Origin of the sequence: Agrobacterium sp. ST15.16.024, assembly GCF_027956545.1 — a bacterium.
Classification (GTDB): Bacteria; Pseudomonadota; Alphaproteobacteria; order Rhizobiales; family Rhizobiaceae; genus Agrobacterium; species Agrobacterium cucumeris.
The window spans coordinates 474,543-496,750 of sequence record NZ_JAQKGO010000001.1 but is presented as its reverse complement, the minus strand read 5'-3'; the positions used below and the strand labels follow the sequence as shown (position 1 = coordinate 496,750).

23 protein-coding genes are annotated in these 22,208 nt (G+C 58.0%); all 23 read right to left on the bottom strand.

Annotation, left to right across the window (positions count from 1 at the left end):
• Positions 1-14 precede the first annotated feature (14 nt).
• The 23 genes from PL640_RS02440 to PL640_RS02330 all read right to left on the bottom strand — a co-directional run bounded on the left by PL640_RS02440 (position 15) and on the right by PL640_RS02330 (position 22,043).
• Positions 15-914 carry a bifunctional methylenetetrahydrofolate dehydrogenase/methenyltetrahydrofolate cyclohydrolase gene (locus PL640_RS02440; protein WP_271360687.1) on the bottom strand — a complete coding sequence of 300 codons (900 nt, stop codon included), beginning with the start codon at positions 912-914 and terminating at the stop codon, positions 15-17.
• 77 nt (positions 915-991) lie between these two features.
• Positions 992-2,764: a GumC family protein gene (locus PL640_RS02435; protein ID WP_271360685.1), complete on the bottom strand. Its 1,773-nt coding sequence runs from the start codon at positions 2,762-2,764 to the stop codon at positions 992-994.
• 88 nt (positions 2,765-2,852) lie between these two features.
• Positions 2,853-3,551, bottom strand: a complete 699-nt coding sequence (locus PL640_RS02430) for a WecB/TagA/CpsF family glycosyltransferase (RefSeq protein ID WP_271360683.1) — start codon at positions 3,549-3,551, stop codon at positions 2,853-2,855.
• A gap of 199 nt (positions 3,552-3,750) precedes the next feature.
• On the bottom strand, positions 3,751-4,287 hold the full coding sequence (locus PL640_RS02425; protein ID WP_271360682.1) for a flagellar basal body-associated FliL family protein: 537 nt from the start codon (positions 4,285-4,287) through the stop codon (positions 3,751-3,753).
• Positions 4,287-4,655: a hypothetical protein gene (locus PL640_RS02420; RefSeq protein ID WP_046800735.1), complete on the bottom strand. Its 369-nt coding sequence runs from the start codon at positions 4,653-4,655 to the stop codon at positions 4,287-4,289. The genes PL640_RS02425 and PL640_RS02420 overlap by 1 nt, the downstream gene beginning before the upstream one ends.
• 29 nt (positions 4,656-4,684) lie before the next feature.
• A complete protein-coding gene (locus tag PL640_RS02415; protein WP_271360681.1) occupies positions 4,685-5,242 on the bottom strand; it encodes a rod-binding protein in 558 nt (185 codons plus the stop codon).
• Positions 5,243-5,355: 113 nt separating this feature from the next.
• Complete coding sequence (locus PL640_RS02410; protein ID WP_142841158.1) at positions 5,356-5,775, bottom strand: hypothetical protein; 420 nt, start codon at positions 5,773-5,775, stop codon at positions 5,356-5,358.
• Positions 5,776-5,788: 13 nt separating this feature from the next.
• On the bottom strand, positions 5,789-6,544 hold the full coding sequence (gene fliR, locus PL640_RS02405) for a flagellar biosynthetic protein FliR (protein ID WP_142841156.1): 756 nt from the start codon (positions 6,542-6,544) through the stop codon (positions 5,789-5,791).
• Entirely contained in the window at positions 6,541-8,628 is a 2,088-nt protein-coding gene (gene flhA / locus PL640_RS02400) for a flagellar biosynthesis protein FlhA (protein ID WP_142841154.1), read from the bottom strand. Before flhA ends, fliR begins: the two co-directional genes overlap by 4 nt.
• Before the next feature lie 158 nt (positions 8,629-8,786).
• Entirely contained in the window at positions 8,787-9,053 is a 267-nt protein-coding gene (locus tag PL640_RS02395; protein ID WP_142841153.1) for a flagellar biosynthetic protein FliQ, read from the bottom strand.
• A gap of 48 nt (positions 9,054-9,101) precedes the next feature.
• Complete coding sequence (gene flgD, locus PL640_RS02390; protein WP_142841151.1) at positions 9,102-9,572, bottom strand: flagellar hook assembly protein FlgD; 471 nt, start codon at positions 9,570-9,572, stop codon at positions 9,102-9,104.
• The gene (gene flbT / locus PL640_RS02385; protein WP_046800601.1) at positions 9,563-10,012 is read right to left on the bottom strand and encodes a flagellar biosynthesis repressor FlbT; all 450 of its coding nucleotides are present in this window, start codon (positions 10,010-10,012) and stop codon (positions 9,563-9,565) included. Before flbT ends, flgD begins: the two co-directional genes overlap by 10 nt.
• Positions 10,009-10,353 carry a flagellar biosynthesis regulator FlaF gene (gene flaF, locus PL640_RS02380; protein WP_045021979.1) on the bottom strand — a complete coding sequence of 115 codons (345 nt, stop codon included), beginning with the start codon at positions 10,351-10,353 and terminating at the stop codon, positions 10,009-10,011. The genes flbT and flaF overlap by 4 nt, the downstream gene beginning before the upstream one ends.
• A gap of 34 nt (positions 10,354-10,387) precedes the next feature.
• Positions 10,388-11,491 (bottom strand): flagellar hook-associated family protein, encoded by a 1,104-nt coding sequence (locus PL640_RS02375; protein ID WP_271360680.1) that lies wholly within the window; start codon positions 11,489-11,491, stop codon positions 10,388-10,390.
• 3 nt (positions 11,492-11,494) lie between these two features.
• A complete protein-coding gene (gene flgK / locus PL640_RS02370) occupies positions 11,495-12,988 on the bottom strand; it encodes a flagellar hook-associated protein FlgK (RefSeq protein WP_142841147.1) in 1,494 nt (497 codons plus the stop codon).
• Positions 12,989-13,010: 22 nt separating this feature from the next.
• The gene (locus PL640_RS02365) at positions 13,011-14,315 is read right to left on the bottom strand and encodes a flagellar hook protein FlgE (RefSeq protein WP_269698647.1); all 1,305 of its coding nucleotides are present in this window, start codon (positions 14,313-14,315) and stop codon (positions 13,011-13,013) included.
• A 105-nt stretch (positions 14,316-14,420) separates the two neighbouring features.
• Positions 14,421-15,092 (bottom strand): response regulator transcription factor, encoded by a 672-nt coding sequence (locus PL640_RS02360; RefSeq protein WP_046800597.1) that lies wholly within the window; start codon positions 15,090-15,092, stop codon positions 14,421-14,423.
• 282 nt (positions 15,093-15,374) lie between these two features.
• A complete protein-coding gene (locus PL640_RS02355) occupies positions 15,375-15,941 on the bottom strand; it encodes a lytic transglycosylase domain-containing protein (protein ID WP_271361436.1) in 567 nt (188 codons plus the stop codon).
• Positions 15,889-17,250: a flagellar hook-length control protein FliK gene (gene fliK / locus PL640_RS02350; RefSeq protein ID WP_271360679.1), complete on the bottom strand. Its 1,362-nt coding sequence runs from the start codon at positions 17,248-17,250 to the stop codon at positions 15,889-15,891. Before fliK ends, PL640_RS02355 begins: the two co-directional genes overlap by 53 nt.
• Complete coding sequence (gene motC, locus PL640_RS02345; RefSeq protein WP_271360678.1) at positions 17,247-18,536, bottom strand: chemotaxis protein MotC; 1,290 nt, start codon at positions 18,534-18,536, stop codon at positions 17,247-17,249. Before motC ends, fliK begins: the two co-directional genes overlap by 4 nt.
• Positions 18,533-19,831, bottom strand: coding sequence for a MotB family protein (locus tag PL640_RS02340; RefSeq protein WP_271360677.1), 1,299 nt, complete (start codon positions 19,829-19,831; stop codon positions 18,533-18,535). Before PL640_RS02340 ends, motC begins: the two co-directional genes overlap by 4 nt.
• Positions 19,828-20,478: a hypothetical protein gene (locus tag PL640_RS02335; protein WP_271360676.1), complete on the bottom strand. Its 651-nt coding sequence runs from the start codon at positions 20,476-20,478 to the stop codon at positions 19,828-19,830. Before PL640_RS02335 ends, PL640_RS02340 begins: the two co-directional genes overlap by 4 nt.
• 248 nt (positions 20,479-20,726) lie before the next feature.
• Positions 20,727-22,043 carry a flagellin N-terminal helical domain-containing protein gene (locus tag PL640_RS02330; protein ID WP_271360675.1) on the bottom strand — a complete coding sequence of 439 codons (1,317 nt, stop codon included), beginning with the start codon at positions 22,041-22,043 and terminating at the stop codon, positions 20,727-20,729.
• Positions 22,044-22,208: the final 165 nt, after the last annotated feature.

Genomic DNA, 22,208 nt, shown 5'->3' with positions numbered 1-22,208 from the left:
CGAACGCGACAGGCTTAAAACTTCGGAGCCGTCCGGCCAAGCTTGCGATAAGCGGCGATGACGGTGTTGGCCATCAGCATGGCGATCGTCATCGGGCCGACACCGCCGGGTACCGGCGAGATGGCAGCGGCCACGGCGCTTGCCTCGTCGAAGGCGACATCACCGACCAGCTTCGACTTGCCTTCGCCCTTTTCGGGTGCGGGGATGCGGTTGATACCGACATCGATGACGGTTGCGCCTGATTTCACCCAGTCGCCCTTGACCATCGCCGCGCGGCCAACGGCCGCGACGAGAATATCAGCCGTCTTGCAGACGGTGGCGAGATCCTTGGTGCGCGAATGCGCCATGGTGACGGTGGCATTGGCATTCAGCAGAAGCTGGCCCATCGGCTTGCCGAACAGGTTGGAACGGCCAATGACCACGGCATTGAGGCCGGAAAGGTCGTCGCCGTGAATGCTGCGCACCAGAAGCATGGCGCCGGCCGGCGTGCAGGAAATGAGGCCGGTGGCGAGATCGCCGGTCGCCAGTTTGCCGGCGTTCAACACGCTCAGGCCATCCACATCCTTCTCGGGCAGGATCGACTGGATGATCTCATCGGAATTGAAATGCTTCGGCAGCGGAAGCTGCACCAGAATGCCGTGAATGGAGGCATCGGCGTTCAGTTCGCCAACCAGCTTCAGAAGCTCACCTTGCGTCGTCTCTTCCGGCAGCGTGTGCTGGATGGAGTTGAAGCCGCATTGCTTGGCCATCTTGCTCTTGGAGTTCACGTAGGCATGGCTGGCCGGATCATTACCGACGATGACGACTGCGAGACCGGGCTTCACGCCCCGTTCCGCCTCGAGCGCTTCTGCCGATATGCGAACCGCCTCCGTTACCGAAGCGGCCTTCGCCTTCCCGTCAATCACAACTGCCATGCGTCTTGCTCCTGCTGGATTACGTTGGCCCCGTATGGTGCCCCCTTTGCAGGAATGCAAGCAAAAATACAGCCTCGTCAGGCAGTTTTACGGTAGTCGTCCTGGTGATCGGCGTAATCGGCAAGACGCTCCTTCAGATGCGCCAGCTCGCGTCTCAATTCCGCCAACTCCTCGGCTTCGGCCTGTTCATGATCGAAGTGTCCTGCAAGAGCTTCATTGAGCAATGGCGGAAGTTCAGGCGAGATTTGAGTGGCGCTTCTGACCGTTCGGTTACCCATCAGCACCTGCCGCACGCGCTCGTCCAGCGGCATATCATCGGCATCATTTGCAGCCTCGCCATAATAGTCAGCGAAGGCGTCTTCAGGCTGGACATGATCTTCTGTGGCAAGCTCTTCCAGATCATCGAAAACCGCCGGCTCGATTTGCTCGAATTCGGAAAACTGCAGCGATTGCTCCGGCCCATCCATGAAATCGGGAAGTTGCGCTTCATTTTCGACGACCAGCGCGTCCTCCTGCTCCTCGTCATGGCGACGATAGCTCAGGAGATAGAGGCCGCCCAGCAGACCGATCAGGCCGCCGCCACCTGCCATCATCGCCGCCTGCGTCAGATCACGCGACAGTTCGCCTGGTCCGGCCTTCTTTGCAAGGCGGGTCTCGATGGCGGGCGTGGAGGAAGAGGACAGATCGCGGCGCTCGCTCGCTTCCAGATAGGAATTTCTCGCCGTCTCAAGCTCAGCCTGCAATCGCGAAAGCTCACCGGGGGCGACGCCCAGAGCCTCTAAGCGGTCAAGGTGCTTCTTACGCTCGCCATTCGCGGTCGCAATCTCCTGGGCGATGCGCTTTTCATCCACCCGCAAACCTTCAACCAGTTGGCGCAATGCGGGAGCTGCCAGGCCCTGTACGGCATCCACCGCATTCTGGGCGGCGATGCGGCGTGGGTGTTTCGGGCCATAATCAACCGAGACACTGGCAAGCGCCATGCTCGCGGTCGCGTGTTTCTGCCTGATATCCTCAAGCGCTGCAAAAGCCACGCCGGACGGCAAGGGCTTCGACAAAATCTCATTCGGTTTGAGAGCAGAGGCCACCGCCAAATCCGCCTGAAGCGACTGCTGATGCTGCGTGCTTCCCGCAAGGCTGTCGTTTACGTCACGCAACTGCTGCTCGAGCTCGTGCACCTCAGAGAGAACAGCATCGCCATGGCGCATCTGGAAACCGTTCAATGCCGCTTCCGCTTCGTCCAGTCTTTTGCGCGCTCGCTCCGTCTCACGCATGGCGGGCGTCATGGTGCCGGCCTTGCCATCCGCCATGACCCGCATCGACAGATAGTCGGCCAGCCGCATCGCGCTTTCCGGCGTCGCGGTCTTTGCCGTCACGATCAGCGTATTTTCATCCGGCGTCAGTTCCAGCCGGATCGCCTCACCCACTGCGCCATTCAATGCTTCTCGTGGCGAAAGCGGACGTGCGTCCGCGCCTGTCAAAAGATCAACGAGCAGGCCAAGCTCACCCTGATTTCGAACGCCCACCATATCGGCGGGTTTCAGCTTCAGATCGCCGCTGACCCGGTCAAGCCCGGCGGGAGATAACAGGGTACGTCGTGCCATCGCCAGAAAACGGGCCGCATCGGGCGCGTCATAGGACGTCTGGGTGATCTCGATCCGGGCCTGCGACACATATCCGCGAAAACCGGAATCGATCAGCAGCAACGGAAGAGCCGCGCCGGTAACGATGGCGGCAACGACGCAACCAGCCGTCAGAAGCCGCAGACAATGCCTGCGCCATTGCGACGGGGGCACGGCAAAATCGTCCTCGTCGGGACGGGTCGCCATCATGTCCGGACTGTTATCAACCATCTGAAGCCGTCTGCCACCCTCGGTGCCGCCCGCAACGGGCGACTGTCAAAACCTTACGAGAGGTTAAAGGATCGTGGCAAACAAATGGTTAACGCGGGCTCCGCGAACCCGTCTCAGCTTTGCCGAGTGCAATGTGCCAGGGTTCGGCGCAGAGGCTGTAAAGCCAGCTCATATGCAGCTTGCGGAAGATCTCGGGCATGCCCGCCACTTCGGACGACAAGACCTTGAACAATGAACCGACCGCGATTGTGACGCGCACATCCTGACGGCTGACGGTTCGGTGCAACCATTTTTCCTGGTTTTCACCGCTCATGCCGGCAAGCAGAACATCGACCTTAACCCCGGAGGCATCCCGACCCAGCATCACGAAATCATGCCACGGCGCGTGGGCACGCAGCTTTGCCAGCACTTCACTGAGCTGCGCCGCATCATCGCCGGCAACACCGATCCGTTTCGGCACCGCCATATAGGTCAGAAGCGCCATGACGAAAGCGACGTCGTCGATGGCAGCGGACAGAGGTTTGCCATTTTCCACACGGGCGGCGGCATTCATCGCCTTGCCCTGTGGCAGAAGCAGGCAGCTTTCCAGAATCTCGCGGTAAGCGATATCCTTGAGAGACAGCTTGGCTTTATCGATGGTGAGGAAGGAGAGCATCGTGTGCCCTTCGCAAGTCGAAGCCCGGCCGCTGACCAGCTCCAGCGCCCCATTCCAGTCGAGATCACAGACACGCAGCCCGTGGATATTCCGTTGCGATCCCGGCCGCGCAAAACCTGCCGCGAAATTCATTGCCAACCCCCGAATGCCAAATCCATCTCCGCCGATCCGGCGCATGATGGCGGGACGGCAGCTCATGGATTTGTTTATACAGGTGCAGGTTGAAGTTATGCTGAAAGCAATCGCTCGAATATTCGGGCGCGTGACAAGGAACGGTTAACCAGACCAGAAAACCGCCCGTCGGCGGACGCGTGAGCCGCGCCCTGCGACGTCAGTGGCTGGGCGCGGCAGCCGCTTCTTTTTCAGCCTCGGCCTTCTCGCCTTCGACGATCTTGACCGAACGGGGCGTGCCATTGCCATTCTGCTCGCGAATATCTGCCTTCGACAGATAATCCAGCTGCTCGATCAGCACATCCTCGACCACCTCGTCATCGAGCCTCTTGTTCAGCCCCTCGCGGATGCGCTGCTTGAAAGCCTCGGGATCGAAGGTGGAAATATTGGCGATGTTGACCATGGAAGAGCCCGCCAGAAGCGTGAACAATTCGTCGGTCATCAGCTGCGTGGCCGGCAATTCGATCTTCGCCATCTTGTCCTTGTCGACACGCAGCGAAATACGGCTGAGGAAATAACCGTTCACCCCGCCATCATTGATGACGGGAATGGTGATGCTTTCACCCTTGACCAATTGCAGATTGGTCTTTTTCTCGCCCGCCTCATCTCCCGGCGCCGTCGCCATCTGGACGGAGAAATACACCGCGCCGAGCGTGACGGCGCAAACCCAGACGCCGGTGAGAAGAAGCTTCAACATCAGGAGGCGGCACCGTACATGAACTGTTCCTGCGAATAGGTGCCGTCCGTATCGGCTTCCTGGATCGCGTTCTTGAGCAGGTCCGCAACAGCACGAACCGCGTTCAGATGCGCCTCGACGCGGCTGGCATTGGTCGCGAGCTTGGACTTGATGCCCTTCACCTGCTCCAGATAACCACCGGCGATGTCTTCGCGCGGTGTATCGCGAAACAGCATGGTGAGTTCATACAGGCAACGGCTTTTATGGGCGTTGGAAACCTTGAAGTCGAATTGCGGATCCTTACCGATATTATCGTTCTCATTGTCGATGATCATCTCAAGGCGGCCGAGAACGGATTGGATACGGTGGTCGTTCGACATAAGGTCCATGCTTGTCTCCTCGTTAAGGTTTTTCATTCTCAAGCCTCGTCCGTTTTATCATTGGAAACGCCGAGGACCTGCCGCTCGAACTCCGCCACCATCCGAATTGCAGCATTGTGGTCTTTTTCATTCATCGATACGTCGGTGATGCCTTTGCTTTCGGCTTTTCTCAACGCATCCTTGTAGGCCTGTTCGGCAATGCCGACGCCGCCATTTCTGGAGATCGTGTCGGCAAACTGTTCCGCCATCATGCTCTTCCAGATTTCGCCGGCATTACCCTTGCCATACACTTCCTCGCTGTCTTTCGGCAGCATGTTGGCAACGAAGGTCTGGAGAACCGAGGCTTCATATTTCCGGTAAGTCTCAGGAATCTCCGTGCGCGCGGAGCGAATATTGGTGTCGCCAAGGCCCGCCTTCGAAGAGGCGCCATCCAGCACATCGACGGCGGCGCCAAAGCCCTTGCCCGCATCTGCAAGGCTGGTTGCGGCAAAAGCCGCCTTGTTCGCTTTGAGTTTTTCCTGGGCGATCTGTACTTCCTGGGGGTCCGCAGCGCGCACCACATCCATCACCAGATCACTTATAACCGATATCGCCACGTCCCGATCTCCCGAGCTGACGAACGTGCGGTATGAAAACCGACGCGTCCGTTCAATCAAGAAACATCGCCGGAGACGTCTTTCGAACGCCCGCGATGCAACAATGGAACGGACTATGGATCGCCAACCTTGCTGGAGGCTGGTGTCCGGGATGCGTTTGTCATTTCAAGCAGATCATAGATTGCATTGTCGTCGGCTTCGCGGTCCTCGAGATCGCGGGCAATGTGCATTCTGTCCTCAAGCCGGTCAGCCTTGGTCTTTTCCTTCAGCACCTTGTTTTCCTGCAATTGCTGCACGCCGGCAAGCTGGCGGTCCTTGACGACAAGGCGGCCGTAACGATCCGAATAATGTCTGGAAAATGTCTGATGCACCGGCTCCATGGAACTCATGGCCTCCAGCACGTTATCCATGGATTGCGCCACTTCGGTACGCACGCGGGTGGTATCGGCAAGCTCCACCTCGGCCATTTTTTCCATGTGGCGCTGGACCGTTACCAGACGCTTGAGTTTTGCCGAGCGCTTGTCCGAAGCCATGGCTTTCTCCAGATCAAAAACCGATGAAGACCGGGCCGAAACCGTCCACGAACTGACGGATGAGGGCCGCGACCGACAAATAAAGCATGAAAAGACCGCCCGCCAGAACGAAAGGCGTCGAGATGAAGTAAACAGGAATCTGGGGTGCCAGCTTGTTGATGAGACCGACCGCAACGTTGAACATCAGGCCGTAGATCACGAAAGGGCTGGCAAGCCGCAGCATGATGGAGAACGATGCCCTGAGCGTATCGGTGAGCGTGATCAGCATCTTCTGGCCGCTGATAAGCGCCCCGACCGGCGTGGCGGTATAGGAATCAACCAGCGCTTTCAGGACGATATGGTGGAAATCCAGCATGAACAGCACCAGCAGGCCGCCGAAGGTGATGAAGTTGGATATCTGGTTTTCCTGCACCTCTTCGATGACATCCGCACCGCCTGGGGCGCTGAGACCGATGGAGGCGCCGATGAGCGCACCCGTGAACTGGAAACCGAGCGTATAAAACCGTGCGATCAGGCCATACATCGCACCGATGACGACCTCGGTGAAGATGAGGCCGACGACCGTGGCCTGGCTTGCGCCGGAGACTTTCGGATAGATCGTATCCCACAGCACCGGCAGAAGCGCCATGGACACCGCAACGCACAGCAGCATGCGGATTTGTGGTGATATGCGCGAGCTGGAAAAGCCCGGCATGGTCATGAAACAGGCGCCGATACGGCAAATGGCAAGGAACAATGCGATAATTGTCCCTTGCGGGTCGGTTATCATGAAATGGCGCCCAGGATCTTGATCTCCAGCCCCTTGGCCAATTCCACATGTGAAAGAACCGGCAGGGTCGCAAAGAGTCGCTCGATAATCATGCGCACATAGGACCGCGTTTCCGGCGAGGTTACAAGGACAAAGGGCAGCCCCCGATCCATGAATTCACGGATAACTTTCGAAGCCTGCTCCGAAAACTCCTCGAGATGGCGGGGATCGATATCGAATTCGACGATTTCGCCCTTCTGGTCACGCTTCAGCGCCTGATGGAAGACCATGTCCCACTTGTTGCCGAGGCGCAGGACACGCAGCACGCCATTGTCGGCGAGATCGCCGCAGAGCTGCTGCGACATGCGCACCCGCACATGTTCGACGATCTGTTCCGTCTTGCGCACATGCGGCGCGAGTTCGGCAACGGCTTCCAGAATGAGATGCAGGTTGCGGATCGACACGCGTTCGGCGAGCAGCAGTTTCAGAACCGCCTGCAGACCGGAATAGGACATATGCGACGAGCAGATTTCGTCGGCCAGCTTCTTGTATTCCGGATCAAGCCTGTCGATCAGGATCTTGACGTCCTTATAGGACAGAAGCTGCGGCAGGTTGTTGCGGATGACTTCACTCAGATGCGTCAGCACGACAGAGACGTTATCGATCGGATGGAAACCTTCGCGCTTCAGATCCTCGGTAAAGGTTTCAAGGATCGAGACGGCCGGCATGCCGAAGGCGGGCTCGCGGATTTCGTCGCCGGGAATGCTCGGCTTGCGCCCTGCCCCGGTCACCACGAGAACATCGCCGACACGCAGATTGCTCGACGCGATGGTCGTGCCGTGGACGCGGATCTGGTAAGCCTTTTCCGGGATCATGATGTCGTCGGAGACCTTGATCTCCGGTACGACGAAACCGTATTGGGTCGCAAATTTCTTGCGCATCTTGCCAACGCGGAAGGCCAGTTCCTGATGCGCGCCGAGAAGGCGGGTGGAAACCTGCTTGCCGAGCGCCAGTTCGATCTCGGCGGTTTTCAGCACCTGCTTGACCGAATCCTTTTCCGCTTCGGTGGTCTGGAGAACCTTGTTCGCCTCCTCCTGACGGCGGAGCGCGTTTTCTGCTTCGGCCTGGCGCGGAATATACCAGCTGCCGAAGGCCATGATGCCGCCGAGGAAGATGAAGGGCAGGAAGGGAAGACCCGGAATAATCGCCAGCAGTCCCATCAGCATGGCCGAGACCATCAAAGCGCGCGGATAGCCGCTGAGCTGATTGACGACGGCCTGATCCGTGGAGCCGGCGGTGCCGCCGCGCGACACCAGAAGGCCGGCCGCCAGCGAGACGATAAGGGCCGGGATCTGCGAGACGATACCGTCACCGACCGAAAGCTTGACGAAAACATCCGCCGCTTCGCCGATCGGCATGCCGTGGCGGAAGTAACCGATGATGATGCCGCCGAAAATGTTGATCGCGGTGATGATGAGGCCGGCAATCGCATCGCCCCGGACGAATTTCGAGGCACCGTCCATCGAGCCGAAGAAGGAGCTTTCCTCTTCCAGTTCGCGGCGACGGCGCTGCGCTTCCTTTTCATCGATGATGCCGGCGGACAAATCCGCGTCGATCGACATCTGCTTGCCGGGAATGGCGTCCAGCGTGAAGCGGGCGCCGACTTCGGCGATACGCGTAGCACCCTTGGTGATGACGATGAAGTTGACGGTGATCAGGATCAGAAAGACGATCAGACCGATGACGAAGTCGCCCGACATGACAAGGCTGGAAAAGCCGGCAATCACGCCACCCGCCGCCGTCGGTCCCTCGTTGCCATGCGAAAGAATGACACGCGTCGTCGCAATGTTCAGCGACAGGCGGATCATCGTCGCGATCAGCAACACGGTCGGGAAAGACGAGAAATCCAGCGGCCGCTGAATCCACAGTGCCACCATCAGGATGAGGACGGAGAGCGCGATGGAAAAGGCCAGCCCGATATCCACCAGCATGACCGGAATGGGCAGGAACAGAACGCAAAGGATCGCAATGATGCCCAATGCGAAACCGATATCCCGCATGCTCGGACTTACCTTGGGCAAGGAGATGACTGGTGGTTGCGCCATAAAATCGTCCTGTCTCTTCATGAGAAGGGCGACGGAAAAGCCGCCGCACGGTTCGCGGCACCGGCTTTTCGAAATTGCGCGCGCAATTCGGTCCGATGCTTCAGCCTATCACTAGTCGCTGAAGCTTGCGCGAGGGTGGCATCCGCAGCGCGCGGATATCAGAAGCCGGACTGGACGCGCGAAAAGACGAGATTGGAAAAAAGGGCGATCTGCGCACCCACAAAGGGGGCGGCAATGCCAAGCACGAGCATGATCGTGACGATTTTGGGAACAAATGTCAGCGTCATTTCCTGAACCTGGGTCAGGGCCTGTATGAAGGCAATGGCGACACCGACGATCATGGCGGCCAGAACGGCCGGACCGGCCGCGACGAGAACAGTCCAGACTGCTGCCTGCATGATATCAAGCGCATCGGCCTCGTTCATCGTCGCATCCTTTATTCAGAAGGGCGGCATCATACCGCCCCTACATTATCACGAATCGGCAGGCTTATCCGAATCGGTACCACCTTCAGGTTTAGTCTCGATCGGGCCGTTCGAGAAGCTCACACCGGCCTGCAGCAGCACTTTGTCACCAGCTTCGGTAATGGCGACAACGCCGTCCGAATAGACCTCGACTTCCTTCACCACACCGGTGACCTTGTCGTCGGCGCTCTTGACCGTCTTGCCGACCAGATCGGAAGCGCGTGTCAGGGCTTCGGCCTGCAGCATGCTCTTCAGATGGGTGTTGGTCTTGATCGTCTGCTCAACCTGCGAGAAGCTTGCCAGCTGCGACATCTGCTGACCGGCATCCATCGGGCTGGTCGGATCCTGGTTCTTCATCTGGGCGATGAGGAGCTTCAGAAAGCTGTCGTAGTTCAGCGAAGCTGCGTTCTTGTCATTGCTGCTCGCCCCGGCATTGGCCCAGGGGTTAGAGGCTGCCGAGTTGACTGCATCTACCGCCATGGTGCGATCTCCTTGCGAATCTGTTCGATCGTTGCGGGGGTCATTTCCTGATTGTTGAGGATTTTTTCCTCGGTCGGATAAAGACCGCGAATGGCCTTCAGCGCCTCAAAAGCCTTGCCCGAGGCAACCAGCCCGTCGATCCGCTTGAGTTCCGCCAATATCTCATCATGCTGGAAGCAGTTCAGCAGCATGCTTACGGACTTGCGGAACATGTTTGTAGACTGTTCACGCCCTTCCGGGTTGATGAGGATCATCTGCGCGATGAAATAAAGCTGCCGCAGCGGCGTTGTCGCCTGCTCCGGCTGCAGCACGTGGTTTTCAAGCAGGAACGTGACATCGTTCAGGAATTCGAGCGCCACCTTGCGATCCACCCGCAAAACCGCACCGTTGATGAAAATCTTTTCGCCTGATTTCAGCGAGATTCGAAGTGTACTTTTCATTTCAGTCCATCCCTGATGATGGTTGTCACGTCAATTATGCCCTGGAAATTCGTCGACTGACGTTTCCGGATCAGTTCGCACTCTTTCAAAATCCAGATCGCGATCGAGATCAGATTGGCCCTCAGCTCCATAGCCAGTTGGTTGTCCGGCTGCTTGAGGTCCTCAATGAAGCGGATCCAGACCCGCCGAGTGTAAAAAAGTGCTTCGATCGTATGGCGCTGGGAAGACGAATCCTTTGCTTCCACAAGCAGTTCGATCGATTTGGTCAACGCCTGTCGCTCGCGATCCTTCGCGTCTGCGACACCATCCTCCATGATTTCGGCGTAGGAAAACTGGTACATTCATGTATCCTTTATCTGCCGCCACCCCTGTTCATCAGAGGTAGTTCACCAGACTCATTTTTTGCAGACGCGACGTCAGGCTGTAGGCGATTTCGATCTGCTGCTGCAGCAGGTCGAGACGGGTCTTCGCTTCGTAGGTATCGATACCTTCGATATCCAGCAGATGCGTCTCGATGATCTTCTTCTGCGCCGCCAAAGAGTCGTTCGACTTCTTGACACGTTCCTGAGAGAGACCGAGGCCGCTGGCCTGCTGGTTCAAACCGTCGATTGCAGTACCGATTGTCGTAACCGCGCGGGTGGCGACAGCTTCACGGACATCGCTCGGAACCTTGTCATCGAGGAAGGTCATCGCCGTCATTGCCGTCATCGCGAAATAACGCATGCCCTGCGAATTGCTGTTGGTCGATGTCTCGATCACTTCGTTCTGGCTGATCCGGCTCGTCATGTTGGTGTCGCTGGCCTTGGAGCCGAACGTCGTCCAGAAATCAACGTTCTGACCGGTGGCAAGACTGCTATGCGGCGGATTGGTGACCGTCGTGGTGCCGTTGAATACGCCTTCCACATGGGTCATGAAGGCATTGACCTGATCCTTGGACAGGTTGGCGATGCTTCCGACCGGCGGCGTCTGCGTCGCCATGAAATGGTTCAGCTCGTCATTATAAGCGGTCTTCAGCGTCGAACCATCGGCGAAATAGTCATCGACCGGCTTCACATCCGTATTCGTGCCGGAAAACAGATATTCGCCATCGACGGCAGTGTTCGCGAAGCTGGTGAAATTATTGAGCGCATTGGTAATTTTCTGGTTGACGGTGGCAAGCGTGGGCTGCGCGCTGCTCGTATTCGGCACCAGAACGCCGAGGATTTCCTGGGCGGCCTTTGCCATGCCGTCCAATGCCGTCTGCGACGATTCAAGACGTTGCGTCGCAAAGGAATTGACCGTGACAAGCGACGAAATCCGCTCCACATCCCGATTGAGATCGAGGCTGCGGGCCGTGTTGGCGCCGAGCGTGACGCCGAGATCCGCGTGCTTGCCCGTTGTCAGTTCGGTATTGAGCTTGGTCATCTCAAGCTGGGCTTTGAGGATGGTGCTGCGCATGCTGTTCTGCATCGCCAGCGATGAAATGAATGACGTTTTCATCTTTTACCTCACCATGTCCATCAAGGACTTGAGCATTTCATCGACGGTGGTCACCAGCTTGGTGGCTGCCTTGTAAGACTGCTCGATATCCATGAGCAGCGACAGCTCCTCATCCAGGCTCACCGCCGTGTTGTTCGAATAGGAGGCGGCGGAGCGCTCATAGAGCGCGCTTTTCGCTTCGTTCGCCGAAGTCGCGCCGGATCGTTCCTGTTCGAGCCAACCCATCGAGTTGGTGCCGTATTTCAAAATGCTGGTATTCGTATCGATACGTGTCGACGCGGCAAAATTCATGGGCGCGTCGAATGCGGTCACATAGCTGTCGATCAGGGCGGAAAAGCCAGTGCCGCCCGTAGCTGTGGTATTGACAATATAAGCGGTACCGTTGATGCCGCCGTCGCGCAACAATTCCGGGTTTCCACCTTTCGAAATAATTAACGCGGAGTTGACGTTAATGCTGGCAGCAAGTCCCGGAACGATAACGCCAGCGGGAGGAATTTCGCTTGTGGCCGTTGCTCCCGCCCATGTGAAGAGGCCAGGTTTCGCCGTCAGGGGCGTCGCGGGCGGTGCCGGCTGCGTGATCGGCTTTTCCGCAAACATGGAGATCAGGCCACGGGCGATTTCGTCGAGCTGGCTTTGCATGGTCGGCGCCAGATCGTCGCGAACCTGCATCAGACCCTGCAGTGATCCTTCCGCCGTCGTGTTGCTGCCATTGCCGGCCTTGAGCGCCACGCCGTCCACATAGATCGCATTGCCCGTGGTCGTCGCATCGTAACCCGGCTGCGCCTTGAAGGTGACCTTGCGCGGTACCACCTCGAAGAGGGTTGCGCCTTCCGTCGTGTAAAGCGCCACATCGTTGTTTGGACGATTGACGACATTGATGCCGATGATGGACGAAATGTCCTTCAACAGGGTCTCGCGCTGATCAAGGGCGTCGCTCGGATCCCCGCCGATCGCCGTCTGCGCCTTGACCTCGTTATTGGCTTCCTCGAATTTTGCAAGCAGGCCGTTCAGCTTGTCGACCTGAAGGGAGATTTCCTTGTCGGCACGCAAACGCATCGCCTGCAATTCGGAAGACGCCTTGTTCAGGGAACTGGCGACATCCGCCGCCGAGGTCACAGCCGTTGCCGCAAGGGCAGCATTGCTCGGCTTGGCGGCGTAACCGCTCAGGCTCTTCAGCAATTCCTTCATGTAGGTGGACGGCGAACTTTCATAATTGTTGCCGCCGAAAATGCTCTTCATCTCCTCAAGGCCGGTCAGAACGGTGTTCTGACCGGTGGCCAGCGAGGCGCTGGAGATCGTCTGCCTGAGAAGACTTTCATTCTGGGCACGGCCATTGGAGACGATACTCGCTCCGGCCATGGTCGTGCCGAGAATGGCGGTTCGCTTGACGTAATTCGCATTGCCGACATTGGCAATATTCTTCGAAGTAACGTCTGTCTGCTTACCTGTATTATTGAAAATCGACTGCGCAGTATTCATTGCTGACGTGAGCGACATTCATCTGTCCTCGTAGGAATTACTATCTCTTCAGATTGATCAGGACATCCATCAAATCCGATCCAGTCTGGAAGACCTTCGAATTCGCGGTATAGATACGCTGGGATTCAATCATGTCGGTGAGTTCACTGGCGATATCGACGTTTGAGCCTTCCAGTGCACCCTTCTGGATGTAACCGAAGCTGCCCGTCTGCGCGAAACCGATGGTAACGACGCCCGACTCGTTGCTGGGCAGATAAACGTTGCCGTTCTGCGGGCTGAGGTTGTCGACGCTCGGCACGGTTGCCAGCGCCAGCTGGTAGATGTTGCGGCGGCCACCATCCTGGTAAACCGCGGTCACCACACCGTCCTTGCCGATTTCGACATCCTTGATCTGGCTCGGACCATTACCGTTCAGGATCGCGGTGCCGGGCGTGAACTTCGAGGAGAACTGCGTCATTTCGGACAGATCGATCTTGATCGACTGCGGTACGCCGCTGACCTGGTCGTCGATGGTGATGGATGTCGGAGATGCAGGGGTTCCGGTTTTCAGCTTGTTGGTCGCCGGATCGAAGACCAGCGTTACCTTCTCCTGCACCAGATTTGCAGCCGGTGTTGCCGTATACGGGAAACCGCCATTCGTCGACTGATCCTGACGATAGACCGACACTTCCCATTGCGGATTGCCGGACGCGTCATTGTCGATGCGCGTGTAATAGAAATCGTAAAGGACTTTGGCACCACCACTGTCGAATGCAGTCAGCGATGTCTTTGCGCCGATCTTTGCGGTTGCGACGTTGTCACTGGGGCGCGAACCCGTCGGCACGATTGCTTCGTCACGATTAAGGTTGGCCGGGAAGCTGCCCTGCGTCGAGGGCGATGCCGTCAGACCGAAGTTGTTGACGTTGATGGCCTCAAGACCGGTAAAGCCGTTAACGACGGCAGCCGGCGGGTTGGAGCCGTAGGGGTAACCCATCAGCTGGAAGCCCGCTGCGTTTTCCAGATAACCTTCGGCATTCTTCACGAAGGAACCGGCGCGTGTGAGGTAAGGCGTGCCTGCACCATCCTGAACCACGAAGAACCCGTTGCCCTGGATGGCAAGATCGGTGCTCGAGGTGGTGTAGGAGAGGTTGCCCTGCTCCGAAATGCTATAGCGTACGTTGGACTGCACGCCGCCGGAGGCATAGCTGCCCGACGAAGAGGGCAGAACGAGCGAGGAGAACGACGTCGATGCGCGCTTGTAGCCGGTGGTGCTTGCGTTGGCGATGTTGTCGCCCACGGTGCCCAGCTTGTTCGCCTGCGCATTCATGCCGGACACACCGGTTCGCATAGTGCCGAAAATACTCATTCAAAAACCCTCGTGGTCATCTTTCAGGGAGAAGGTAAAGCGTTTGGCTTGCGTGAAGCTGTCTGAAATACCGCGTTTGAAAAAGACCACGCGGGTCAATGAAGATCATTGCCAATCAATGCTGTAGCCGAGGAACCGCTTGGAATCGACCGGGTCGTAGCCGAGCTTCTTGCGCAGTTTCTTGCGCAGCTTGCTGATGTGGCTTTCGACGACATTCTCTTCGACGTCGTCATCGAAAATGCCGTAGATGGCATTGAAAATCTGCGTCTTGGAGACGCGGCGTCCGCGATTGGCGATCAAATATTCCAGGATGCGGCGCTCGCGGCGCGGCAAGGGAAATACTTCACCACCGACTTCCGGATCACGGCCATCGGAAAAAACCCGGATAGGTCCGGCATCGGTGAAGTTGGAGATGACCTGCAGCCGGCGACGGATCGCCGCCGCACGCGCCAGGATTTCACGGGGGTGAACCGGTTTGCGCACGACATCGTCGACGCCGCTGTCGAACAGTGCCAGCGTCGATTCCAGCGAGGGCTGGTCGCTGACCGCGATAACCGGCGCCGTCGTGCGATCCCTGATCGCCTTCGGCAAAGAGAAGCTCCGGTCGCCCTGGCCGATCAAAAAGGCCTCCACGGCCGCAAGATCGCTTTCCGCCGCCGTCGAGACCCATTCCCCGAATTCAACCGGATCGAACCCGGTTGAGGGGATGCCCTCACGCCCAAATAGAGATGTATAGCCGTCTTTAACGAGCTCGCGCTCATCAACCACTACGATCATTCGTCCGCCTCCGAATCAGTGTGGTGTTTTCCAATGAGGCATTGATAAGAATCGGGGGATTCAGCGACAACTGTAGGAAATCATCGATAGTTATTAATAATTGATTAACTATTTTGTGCCGATTTGATCTATATATAGTGGTTGTTAACCATATATGGCACAAAATTTTTGTGTAAAAATTTTAAAAATCCGAAAAAACCGCTTGCAACGCCTTTTTTTGATCAATCTATCGCCACATTTCAAATTACGAGTCCTACGACCCTTAAAGACAATTTCAGGTTGTTATCCGTCGCAGAAATTTTTCGCGTTGGCAGTCCATTTTCCGTAACCGGTCGCCACCAGATTGGCGATGACCCGACAGACATATTTCTTCTGCGCGGGGTCATTGTTCGGACCGGCATGGTAACGGGCAACCGCCATGGTCCAGGTTTCATGCCTGTTATGGAGGTTGCGCAGGAACATGGCGGCATATTCGACATTGCGGCGCGGATCGAACATTTCGCGCGCGGACGTGAAGTTTTCGCCGTGAAAATAGTGGTTTATCTGCATGCATCCGAGGTCGATCAGCTTGGCGCCATTGCGCTTCGCCGTCTCGAAAGTGGTCAATGCCTCCTCCGTGGATGCGGCAAATACCGGTTTTCCTTCAATATTCATGGCATTGGGGTCAAGCCGCCCCTTACGGCCCGTCTCGGTCAGGCCAACGGAATAGAGAATTCCCTCCGGCACGCCATATTTGCGGGCGGCGGACTGGATTTCCCTTTCACAGACACCTGATGTTGCCGAAGCCGAGGCTTTTTCAGAGGTAGACGCCATTGTCAGCAGAAGAACGGCCAGAGCCGAGAGCGCCATCCATGCCTTCATTATGCACCCCCAAATTATCACCATTGCCTTGCCGGCCATCGCGTGCGCCGGACTCGTCACGGTTGCGGCCCGCAGCTGCCTGCTGGCCCTGCTGCTGCGCCTGCTGATTTTGCTGATTGTTGCCTTGTGTGCCCGTTTGGTCACTCTTGTCGGAAGAAGAGATGCTGATGGTGATGTTATCGACCGTCAGACCCTGCGCTTTCAGGCCATCAAGAATGCTCTTGCTGTCTTCCTGAAGCTTTTTATAGGCCGCAACGCTCTCCACCGTCATGTGAACGGCGAGCTCGTCACCGGCCAGACGCAGTGACATCGTCACCGATCCAAGCTCGATCGGCGTCATATGCAGCTTCAGCGTATGGACAACCTTGCCTGTGCTGCTCTGGGCAGCGGCGTTGGAAAGCGACGAGCCGGGCTGCATGGCGCTGACCCATTCCGGATCATTGGCGATGAGACCGGTCAGTGCCGATGCGTTGGTCGATGGCGCCAGGCCGATAAACCGCCGTGAATCGAGCACCGTTATGGTATCGGCCGCCTTGCCGGTGCTCTCCCGGGCATCAAATTCAACGCGGCCTTCACGCTGAACCGTGCTCATATCGAGTGCACGGGACGTCCCGGAGCGCGCGGAGGCGAAGCGGAATGCCGAAGCACCGTTTTCACTATCCGAGCCGGATTCGGCCTCATCGCCAGCAAGCTCGGCTCGTGTCGGCATGTCCTTGGGCGAAGGCTCCGTCTTGCCACGGACAGTCTCGGTCCTGTCGGACTTGACCGGATCGGCCTTGCCGGCGATCGCCTGCGCGATTTCCTCAAGCGGTGTCTTGGCTGTTGCGATATCGCCGACACTGGTCGCGATCTTATTCAAATCCGCCAGTTTCGGATCAATGGCATCCGCCGTCGTTTCCGTATCCTTGTCGGCGTCGTCCTTGAGCTTCTTGCCGGTCTTGCCGTTTTCGACCGATGTGCGCGCCGGTTTCCCCGCGTTCTGAAGTTCGCCTGCCATCTCATGGCTGCGGCCTTCTGCGGAATGGTCGTTGCCGATTACATTCAGGAAGGTCGCAGGCCGCTTGACCGGCGTCTTTGTTTCCTCTTCGCCACCTTCTGGCTGCGCGTGCTGCTCCTCAGCCGAACCTGCTTCCTGCTGATGGCGGGAATGCGGTGCCTGCGTTGGGCGCTCATCGCGAACGGTGGACAGCGCCTCGCCGAAACTTCCGCCCTTGGCATCGTCCCTGACAGCGGCGCTGCCGGCACGCGGATCATTATACGGCGCATTCACTATCGCGTTGATGGTTCCGTCGATCATGGTGCCCCCTCGCCTTTCTTCAACAGGCTGTCGATTTCATCAAGCTTGCTGCGGCCGCTCGTTACGAGTTGCCGCACATCCTCGCCCTCATCGTCAGCCTTGTGGGTTTCAACCCGCCATATGCTCTTTTCGCCAGTGCCAGCTGCCCCATTCGAGGATGGGTTCTGTCTGGCATCCTGCTGGGTAATCGCAGCGCCGACCTCGGCGCCGGGCTGCCCCGGCTGCAACGAGGGTGGGCGAACCACTTGCTCGGCGATCGCCCTTGCTGCATCCCGCAGCGCCCTGTCGCGATCCGAAAGCTGCCCTTCGGGGATCTGCACGATTGTCTCAATCGCACTCACCACATCGGGCGTGCCGATGTTGGAAAGGCTTTCATAAAGATTTGCCTGCGCTTCCGGCTGGTCCGGCAGGGCGGGAGACAGAGCTTTCGCCTTCAGCGCCGCCATGCGTGCCAGCCCGTCCTTGCCGCTGATTGCCGCCACACGGGAGAGACGCAGATAGGCTTCCTTCTGCCTCTCCGTGTCCATCATGGCGAATGTTTCCTGTATCGCTTCCTCGCTGATGGAATCCGCCCGCTTGACCACCAGCGAGACCAGAAGATCTGCAAACTGGCTGGCATAGGGGGAATGCAGGAAGCGCCGCGCGTAACGCTGCGCATAATCAACACCGCGCGCCGCATCACCGTCTTCAACCGCAATCGCCAGAGAGCGGCGAAGAGCGGCCTCCTCGACGATGGTGCCTGGCGCTTCGAGCCGGGCTATGTCGTAAAAACCGAGGGCCGCCAGCGGATCACGCGGGATCGTCACATTACCGCCGATCAGTGCCAGATAGGCGCCGATCCGGGTGCCGCGATATTCGGGCACCATGGCTGCAATGCTCTGCGCCACCAGCGTTCCCTTGCCCGAGAGGTATTTGCGCAGGATATCGGCGACGCGACTGTCGAAATTGCCGTCCACATCGCGCGCGACCAGCAATTCCAGCGTCGCCGGATTACCGCCGCTCATGGCATAGACAAGCGCCGCATCGACATTACGCGGATCCTTGAAGATCGCCGACGGTGCACTTTTAAGCCGCTCATCGATCGTCTGGAGCAGGAACCGCTGCATTTCCGTTGCCGAATGGTCGCCCATGGCAACCGAATCCTGCACGAACTGCAGGGAGCGCAACATGGCATAGGGCATGAGGCTGTCTTGCGATTGCGAGAATGCCTTGATCGGCTCGGCACCAAGACCGCAAAGCGTCGCCGCGAGAAAAAGCCAGCGTTTCGAGGATTTCGTCACACTCACCCCCGATCAGCCTCAAGCAGGATTTCGATACGGCGGTTGGCATCCGCCAGAGGGTCTGCCGGCACCTGCAATCTGCGATCCGCAAAGCCCGAAACCTGCTTCACCCGCTCTTCCGACAGGCCGCCACGCACCAGCATGTAATAGGCGCTATGCGCTCGATCCATGGAGAGCCGCCAGTTGTCATTGGCTTCACCCTTGAACTGCCGTCCGTCGGTGTGGCCGCGGATCACCACGCTGCCGCCACGCTCCTGAAGCAACTTGCCGATCTTTTCCATGGCCAGAACCATTTCACCCCGGGGTACGGCCGACCCGACGTTGAACATCGGCGTCTCCGACTGGTCGGAAATGGTCAGCAGCAACCCGCCTTCGGCCGGCGTCACCACCAGGCCTTCAGAGAGCCTGCCGGTAATGCCTGAAATCTGCTTTTCAATTTCTTCGCGCAGCGTGTCGGCTTTTTGCCATTCGGCGTCAGTGGGTTGCTTCTCATCCGCGGCTTGTTTCTCATCCGGCTGAGATTTTACGAGCGCGGCCTGCTCGGTGGCGTCCGGGCGCTGCTGCGGCACAACGGCAGCAACTTCCATCGGCTTGCCGTCTTGCGAATGATCAGCGGGCTTTTGAGACGCTGCAGCTAACACCGCTTCGGCATCCTTCTCCGCATCCTGCTGCTTCTCCGCCGTCTGCTGCGGCTCCGTCGGGTTCTGCTGCTGGTCGGCGCGGGTAATCTTCACCTGCTGGGTCCAGAAATCGGGATCGAAGGGGTCGCGATAGGCTTCACCACCGCTTGCGCCCGTCGCCGGGCCGGAATCGGCAGCACCGCCTTCGCCCTTGGCGCTGACATTGGCCTGCTGCCCAACCTGCTGGGCAATTTCCGCCAATACCGAATAAGGGTTCTCGAAGAAATCGGCTTCCGAGAAATTCGACTGTTCGCCAGTCTGGGACGTCAGGTCCTCACCCGTCGCCGCGGCAGAGCCCTGGGTCACCTTTTCCGCCTTGATATTCGACTGGTCCTTTTTCTGGACACCCTCTTCCTTGTCCACGGGCTTTTCCAGCCCCTTGGACGAGGGTTTTTCATCGGACAGTTTTATCGGATTGAAATAGCTGGCGACCGAGGCCTTGGTCTCCTCATTGGCGGCATTGACCAACCACATGACGAGGAAGAACGCCATCATCGCCGTCATGAAGTCGGCATAGGCGATTTTCCACGCGCCGCCATGGGCGCCATCGTGCCCGCCCTTGTGGCGTTTGACGATGATGATCTCGTTTTTGCCGTGGTGGTGATTTTCGCCTTCACTCATTTCATCACCTTGCGAAGACTGGACGCCCAGGCCGACATGCGGGTCACGAACACGCTTTCACCCAGTTCGACGGAAAGGTCGATGTCCGTGGTCTCGGTAAATTTCATCGTTTCTTCTTCGAAGCCCGGTTGGGCCTTCAAATGTTCGAACAAATCTCTGGGACCTTTGACGACAATCGTGACAGCCTCGCCATCCGGCATGGAAGCGCGCACCACATCCGCCAGCGCCGAAACCGCCTTGAGCGACAGCTCCTCCGTCAGAACCGGGGCAAGGATACCGGCCGTCTGTTCGCTGAGATTGGAAGCGATCGCATCGATGCCCTCACGCAGACCACGGGACAGGAAAACCGCGATCTCCTCGAGATAAACGGAACGCAGGGTCTCCAGTTCGGCCGCGTGGGAAGCCACTAAAGCGTCCCGCTCGGCCTGCATCTTCTCAGTGATTTCGCGGGTCGCCTCGTCGCGGCCACGGGCATAGGCAGCCTGTTTTTCGCTTTCGACATCGACGGTCTCGAATTCATCGAAACCGGCCGCGACATCGCCGAAACCGGACATGCCCTCGGCATCCGCCAGTGGATCGCCAAACGCCAGCCCGGCGGGCTGGCTGTCACCGAAATCCTTGAGATATCTTGCAATGGAGGCGCTCATGTACGCCCCCGGCAAAACTGGCCAGAGAGGCGAGACATGTTTCCTTGCCTGCGATTTAAGCCGTTTGGCGGCACCACCGTCATCCTTGCTACCCTGTCCGTCTCTTCCATTACTCCGGCCGGATCACGCCATGCGATCCAGCCGATATTGCCCCGACGTTAGGTGTTCAAACTTGTGCGAGGATGAAGGCGGCCTGTTCCGGAAGCCCGCGCCTTGTCTCCGCACCTGCCCACGCCGGGCCAAACCCGTTACTTGAAGAGCTGGAGGATATTTTCCGCGTTGGCATTGGCGATCGAAAGCGACTGGATGCCGAGCTGCTGCTGCGTCTGCAGCGCCTTCAGCCTGGTCGATTCCTCGTTCATATCCGCATCGACGAGGCGCCCAATACCCTTGTCGATCACGTCCATCAGGCTCGAAACGAAGTTTTCCTGCATATCGATGCGGCTCTGCAGCGAACCAAGGCTGGATGCCGCGCTGGTCATCGCTTCAAGCTGTCCGTCGACAAAGGACATCATCGCGTCCAGCACATCGGCTTCGGTATATTGCTCTCCGGTCATCGTTCCCATTTTCTGGGCGAGGTCGGTCAGCTTGTTGATGTCGAGCGTCGATACCGAGATGCCCAGTTTACGGGTGTCGGGATCGACTGCCGAGGAAACATCGTAGTACCAGTTGGTGTTCGGCGACGTCGTCGTTGCGACCGGAGTGGTGCTGTCGGTGGTTGGAGCAGTGGCACTTGCCGGATCCGTAGAGGTAAGTTTTACCCAGACGCCGTCACCGATCTTCAAATATCCCTGGGTACTGCCAGCATTCGTATAAATGCCCGTTGACTTGAGACTGAAGCCGGCCAAAGCAGCGACTTCGCTATCCTTCAACGTAGCAACCACATAATTCTTGTCGGTCACTGTAGGAAGTGCGGGTAATGCGGGTGTGTCCGTCGTGCGCATCGTCACCGACGTTTCGTTCTTGCGGAGGAAGCGGGCCTCGGTGTCGAGAATGCCGAATTTTCCGCCGCTCAGATCGAACAGCACCGTGCTCGAATCAAGCGAATAATCGACCGTCGTTACGCCCACCGCGCCAGCAGCGGTGCGGGTAAACGAGGCAACGATCTTCTTGATGGTCGGCTCTTCGGCCGCCGGCGTCTTGCCATCGCCGATTTTCGCCTGGAGCCAGTTTTCACCGGAGAACGACGCCGATTCGGAAATGCTTTTCAGCTGGTCCTGAAGCTGCTTGATTTCTTCCTGGATCTTCGTTCGGTTGCTGCCCACACCATAGGCGGCGACCAGCTTCGCCTTCAGCGACTTGACCGTTTCGATGGCGCTTTCAACGGCCTCGAAGGCGGTATCGACCTTGGCGGCTCCCAGACCCAGCGCATCCTGAACGGCCGAAAGCGCCGTGTTGTCCGAGCGCATGGTCGTGGAGATAGACCAATAGGCCGCGTTATCCGCCGCAGTCTCGACACGGTAACCGGAAGAGACACGCGCCTGCGTTGTCTCGAGGCTCTTGTCGATCATGCGCAAGGTTTGCAGCGCGGCCATTGCCGCCGCATTGGTCATAATGCTGGTCATGGGTTCCACCCAATTCAAAATGTCAGAAGAAATCCGGCGCAGCGCCGAAAACGAGCAGGAGCATCATGCGCATCGGCGATGGTTGAAATGAGCCACCGCGACCTGCCGTTCGTTAACAAATCGTTAATTCGATAGGTACCAAACAACAACGCTGATTTGCAAGGC

Coding starts and splice junctions, on each gene's coding strand:
- flhA (WP_142841154.1), bottom strand. CDS start 8,628: ATGGCGCAACCACCAGTCATCTCCTTGCCCAAGGTAAGTCCGAGCATG.
- PL640_RS02335 (WP_271360676.1), bottom strand. CDS start 20,478: ATGAGCGCCTCCATTGCAAGATATCTCAAGGATTTCGGTGACAGCCAG.
- PL640_RS02440 (WP_271360687.1), bottom strand. CDS start 914: ATGGCAGTTGTGATTGACGGGAAGGCGAAGGCCGCTTCGGTAACGGAG.
- flgK (WP_142841147.1), bottom strand. CDS start 12,988: ATGTCGCTCACGTCAGCAATGAATACTGCGCAGTCGATTTTCAATAAT.
- PL640_RS02355 (WP_271361436.1), bottom strand. CDS start 15,941: ATGGCGCTCTCGGCTCTGGCCGTTCTTCTGCTGACAATGGCGTCTACC.
- PL640_RS02375 (WP_271360680.1), bottom strand. CDS start 11,491: ATGAAAACGTCATTCATTTCATCGCTGGCGATGCAGAACAGCATGCGC.
- PL640_RS02425 (WP_271360682.1), bottom strand. CDS start 4,287: ATGTTGAAGCTTCTTCTCACCGGCGTCTGGGTTTGCGCCGTCACGCTC.
- PL640_RS02330 (WP_271360675.1), bottom strand. CDS start 22,043: ATGACCAGCATTATGACCAATGCGGCGGCAATGGCCGCGCTGCAAACC.
- PL640_RS02360 (WP_046800597.1), bottom strand. CDS start 15,092: ATGATCGTAGTGGTTGATGAGCGCGAGCTCGTTAAAGACGGCTATACA.
- PL640_RS02430 (WP_271360683.1), bottom strand. CDS start 3,551: ATGAATTTCGCGGCAGGTTTTGCGCGGCCGGGATCGCAACGGAATATC.
- PL640_RS02340 (WP_271360677.1), bottom strand. CDS start 19,831: ATGAGTGAAGGCGAAAATCACCACCACGGCAAAAACGAGATCATCATC.
- PL640_RS02410 (WP_142841158.1), bottom strand. CDS start 5,775: ATGGCTTCGGACAAGCGCTCGGCAAAACTCAAGCGTCTGGTAACGGTC.
- fliK (WP_271360679.1), bottom strand. CDS start 17,250: ATGATCGACGGAACCATCAACGCGATAGTGAATGCGCCGTATAATGAT.
- PL640_RS02395 (WP_142841153.1), bottom strand. CDS start 9,053: ATGAACGAGGCCGATGCGCTTGATATCATGCAGGCAGCAGTCTGGACT.
- flaF (WP_045021979.1), bottom strand. CDS start 10,353: ATGTACCAGTTTTCCTACGCCGAAATCATGGAGGATGGTGTCGCAGAC.
- flgD (WP_142841151.1), bottom strand. CDS start 9,572: ATGGCGGTAGATGCAGTCAACTCGGCAGCCTCTAACCCCTGGGCCAAT.
- PL640_RS02365 (WP_269698647.1), bottom strand. CDS start 14,315: ATGAGTATTTTCGGCACTATGCGAACCGGTGTGTCCGGCATGAATGCG.
- PL640_RS02435 (WP_271360685.1), bottom strand. CDS start 2,764: ATGGTTGATAACAGTCCGGACATGATGGCGACCCGTCCCGACGAGGAC.
- flbT (WP_046800601.1), bottom strand. CDS start 10,012: ATGAAAAGTACACTTCGAATCTCGCTGAAATCAGGCGAAAAGATTTTC.
- PL640_RS02420 (WP_046800735.1), bottom strand. CDS start 4,655: ATGGACCTTATGTCGAACGACCACCGTATCCAATCCGTTCTCGGCCGC.
- fliR (WP_142841156.1), bottom strand. CDS start 6,544: ATGATAACCGACCCGCAAGGGACAATTATCGCATTGTTCCTTGCCATT.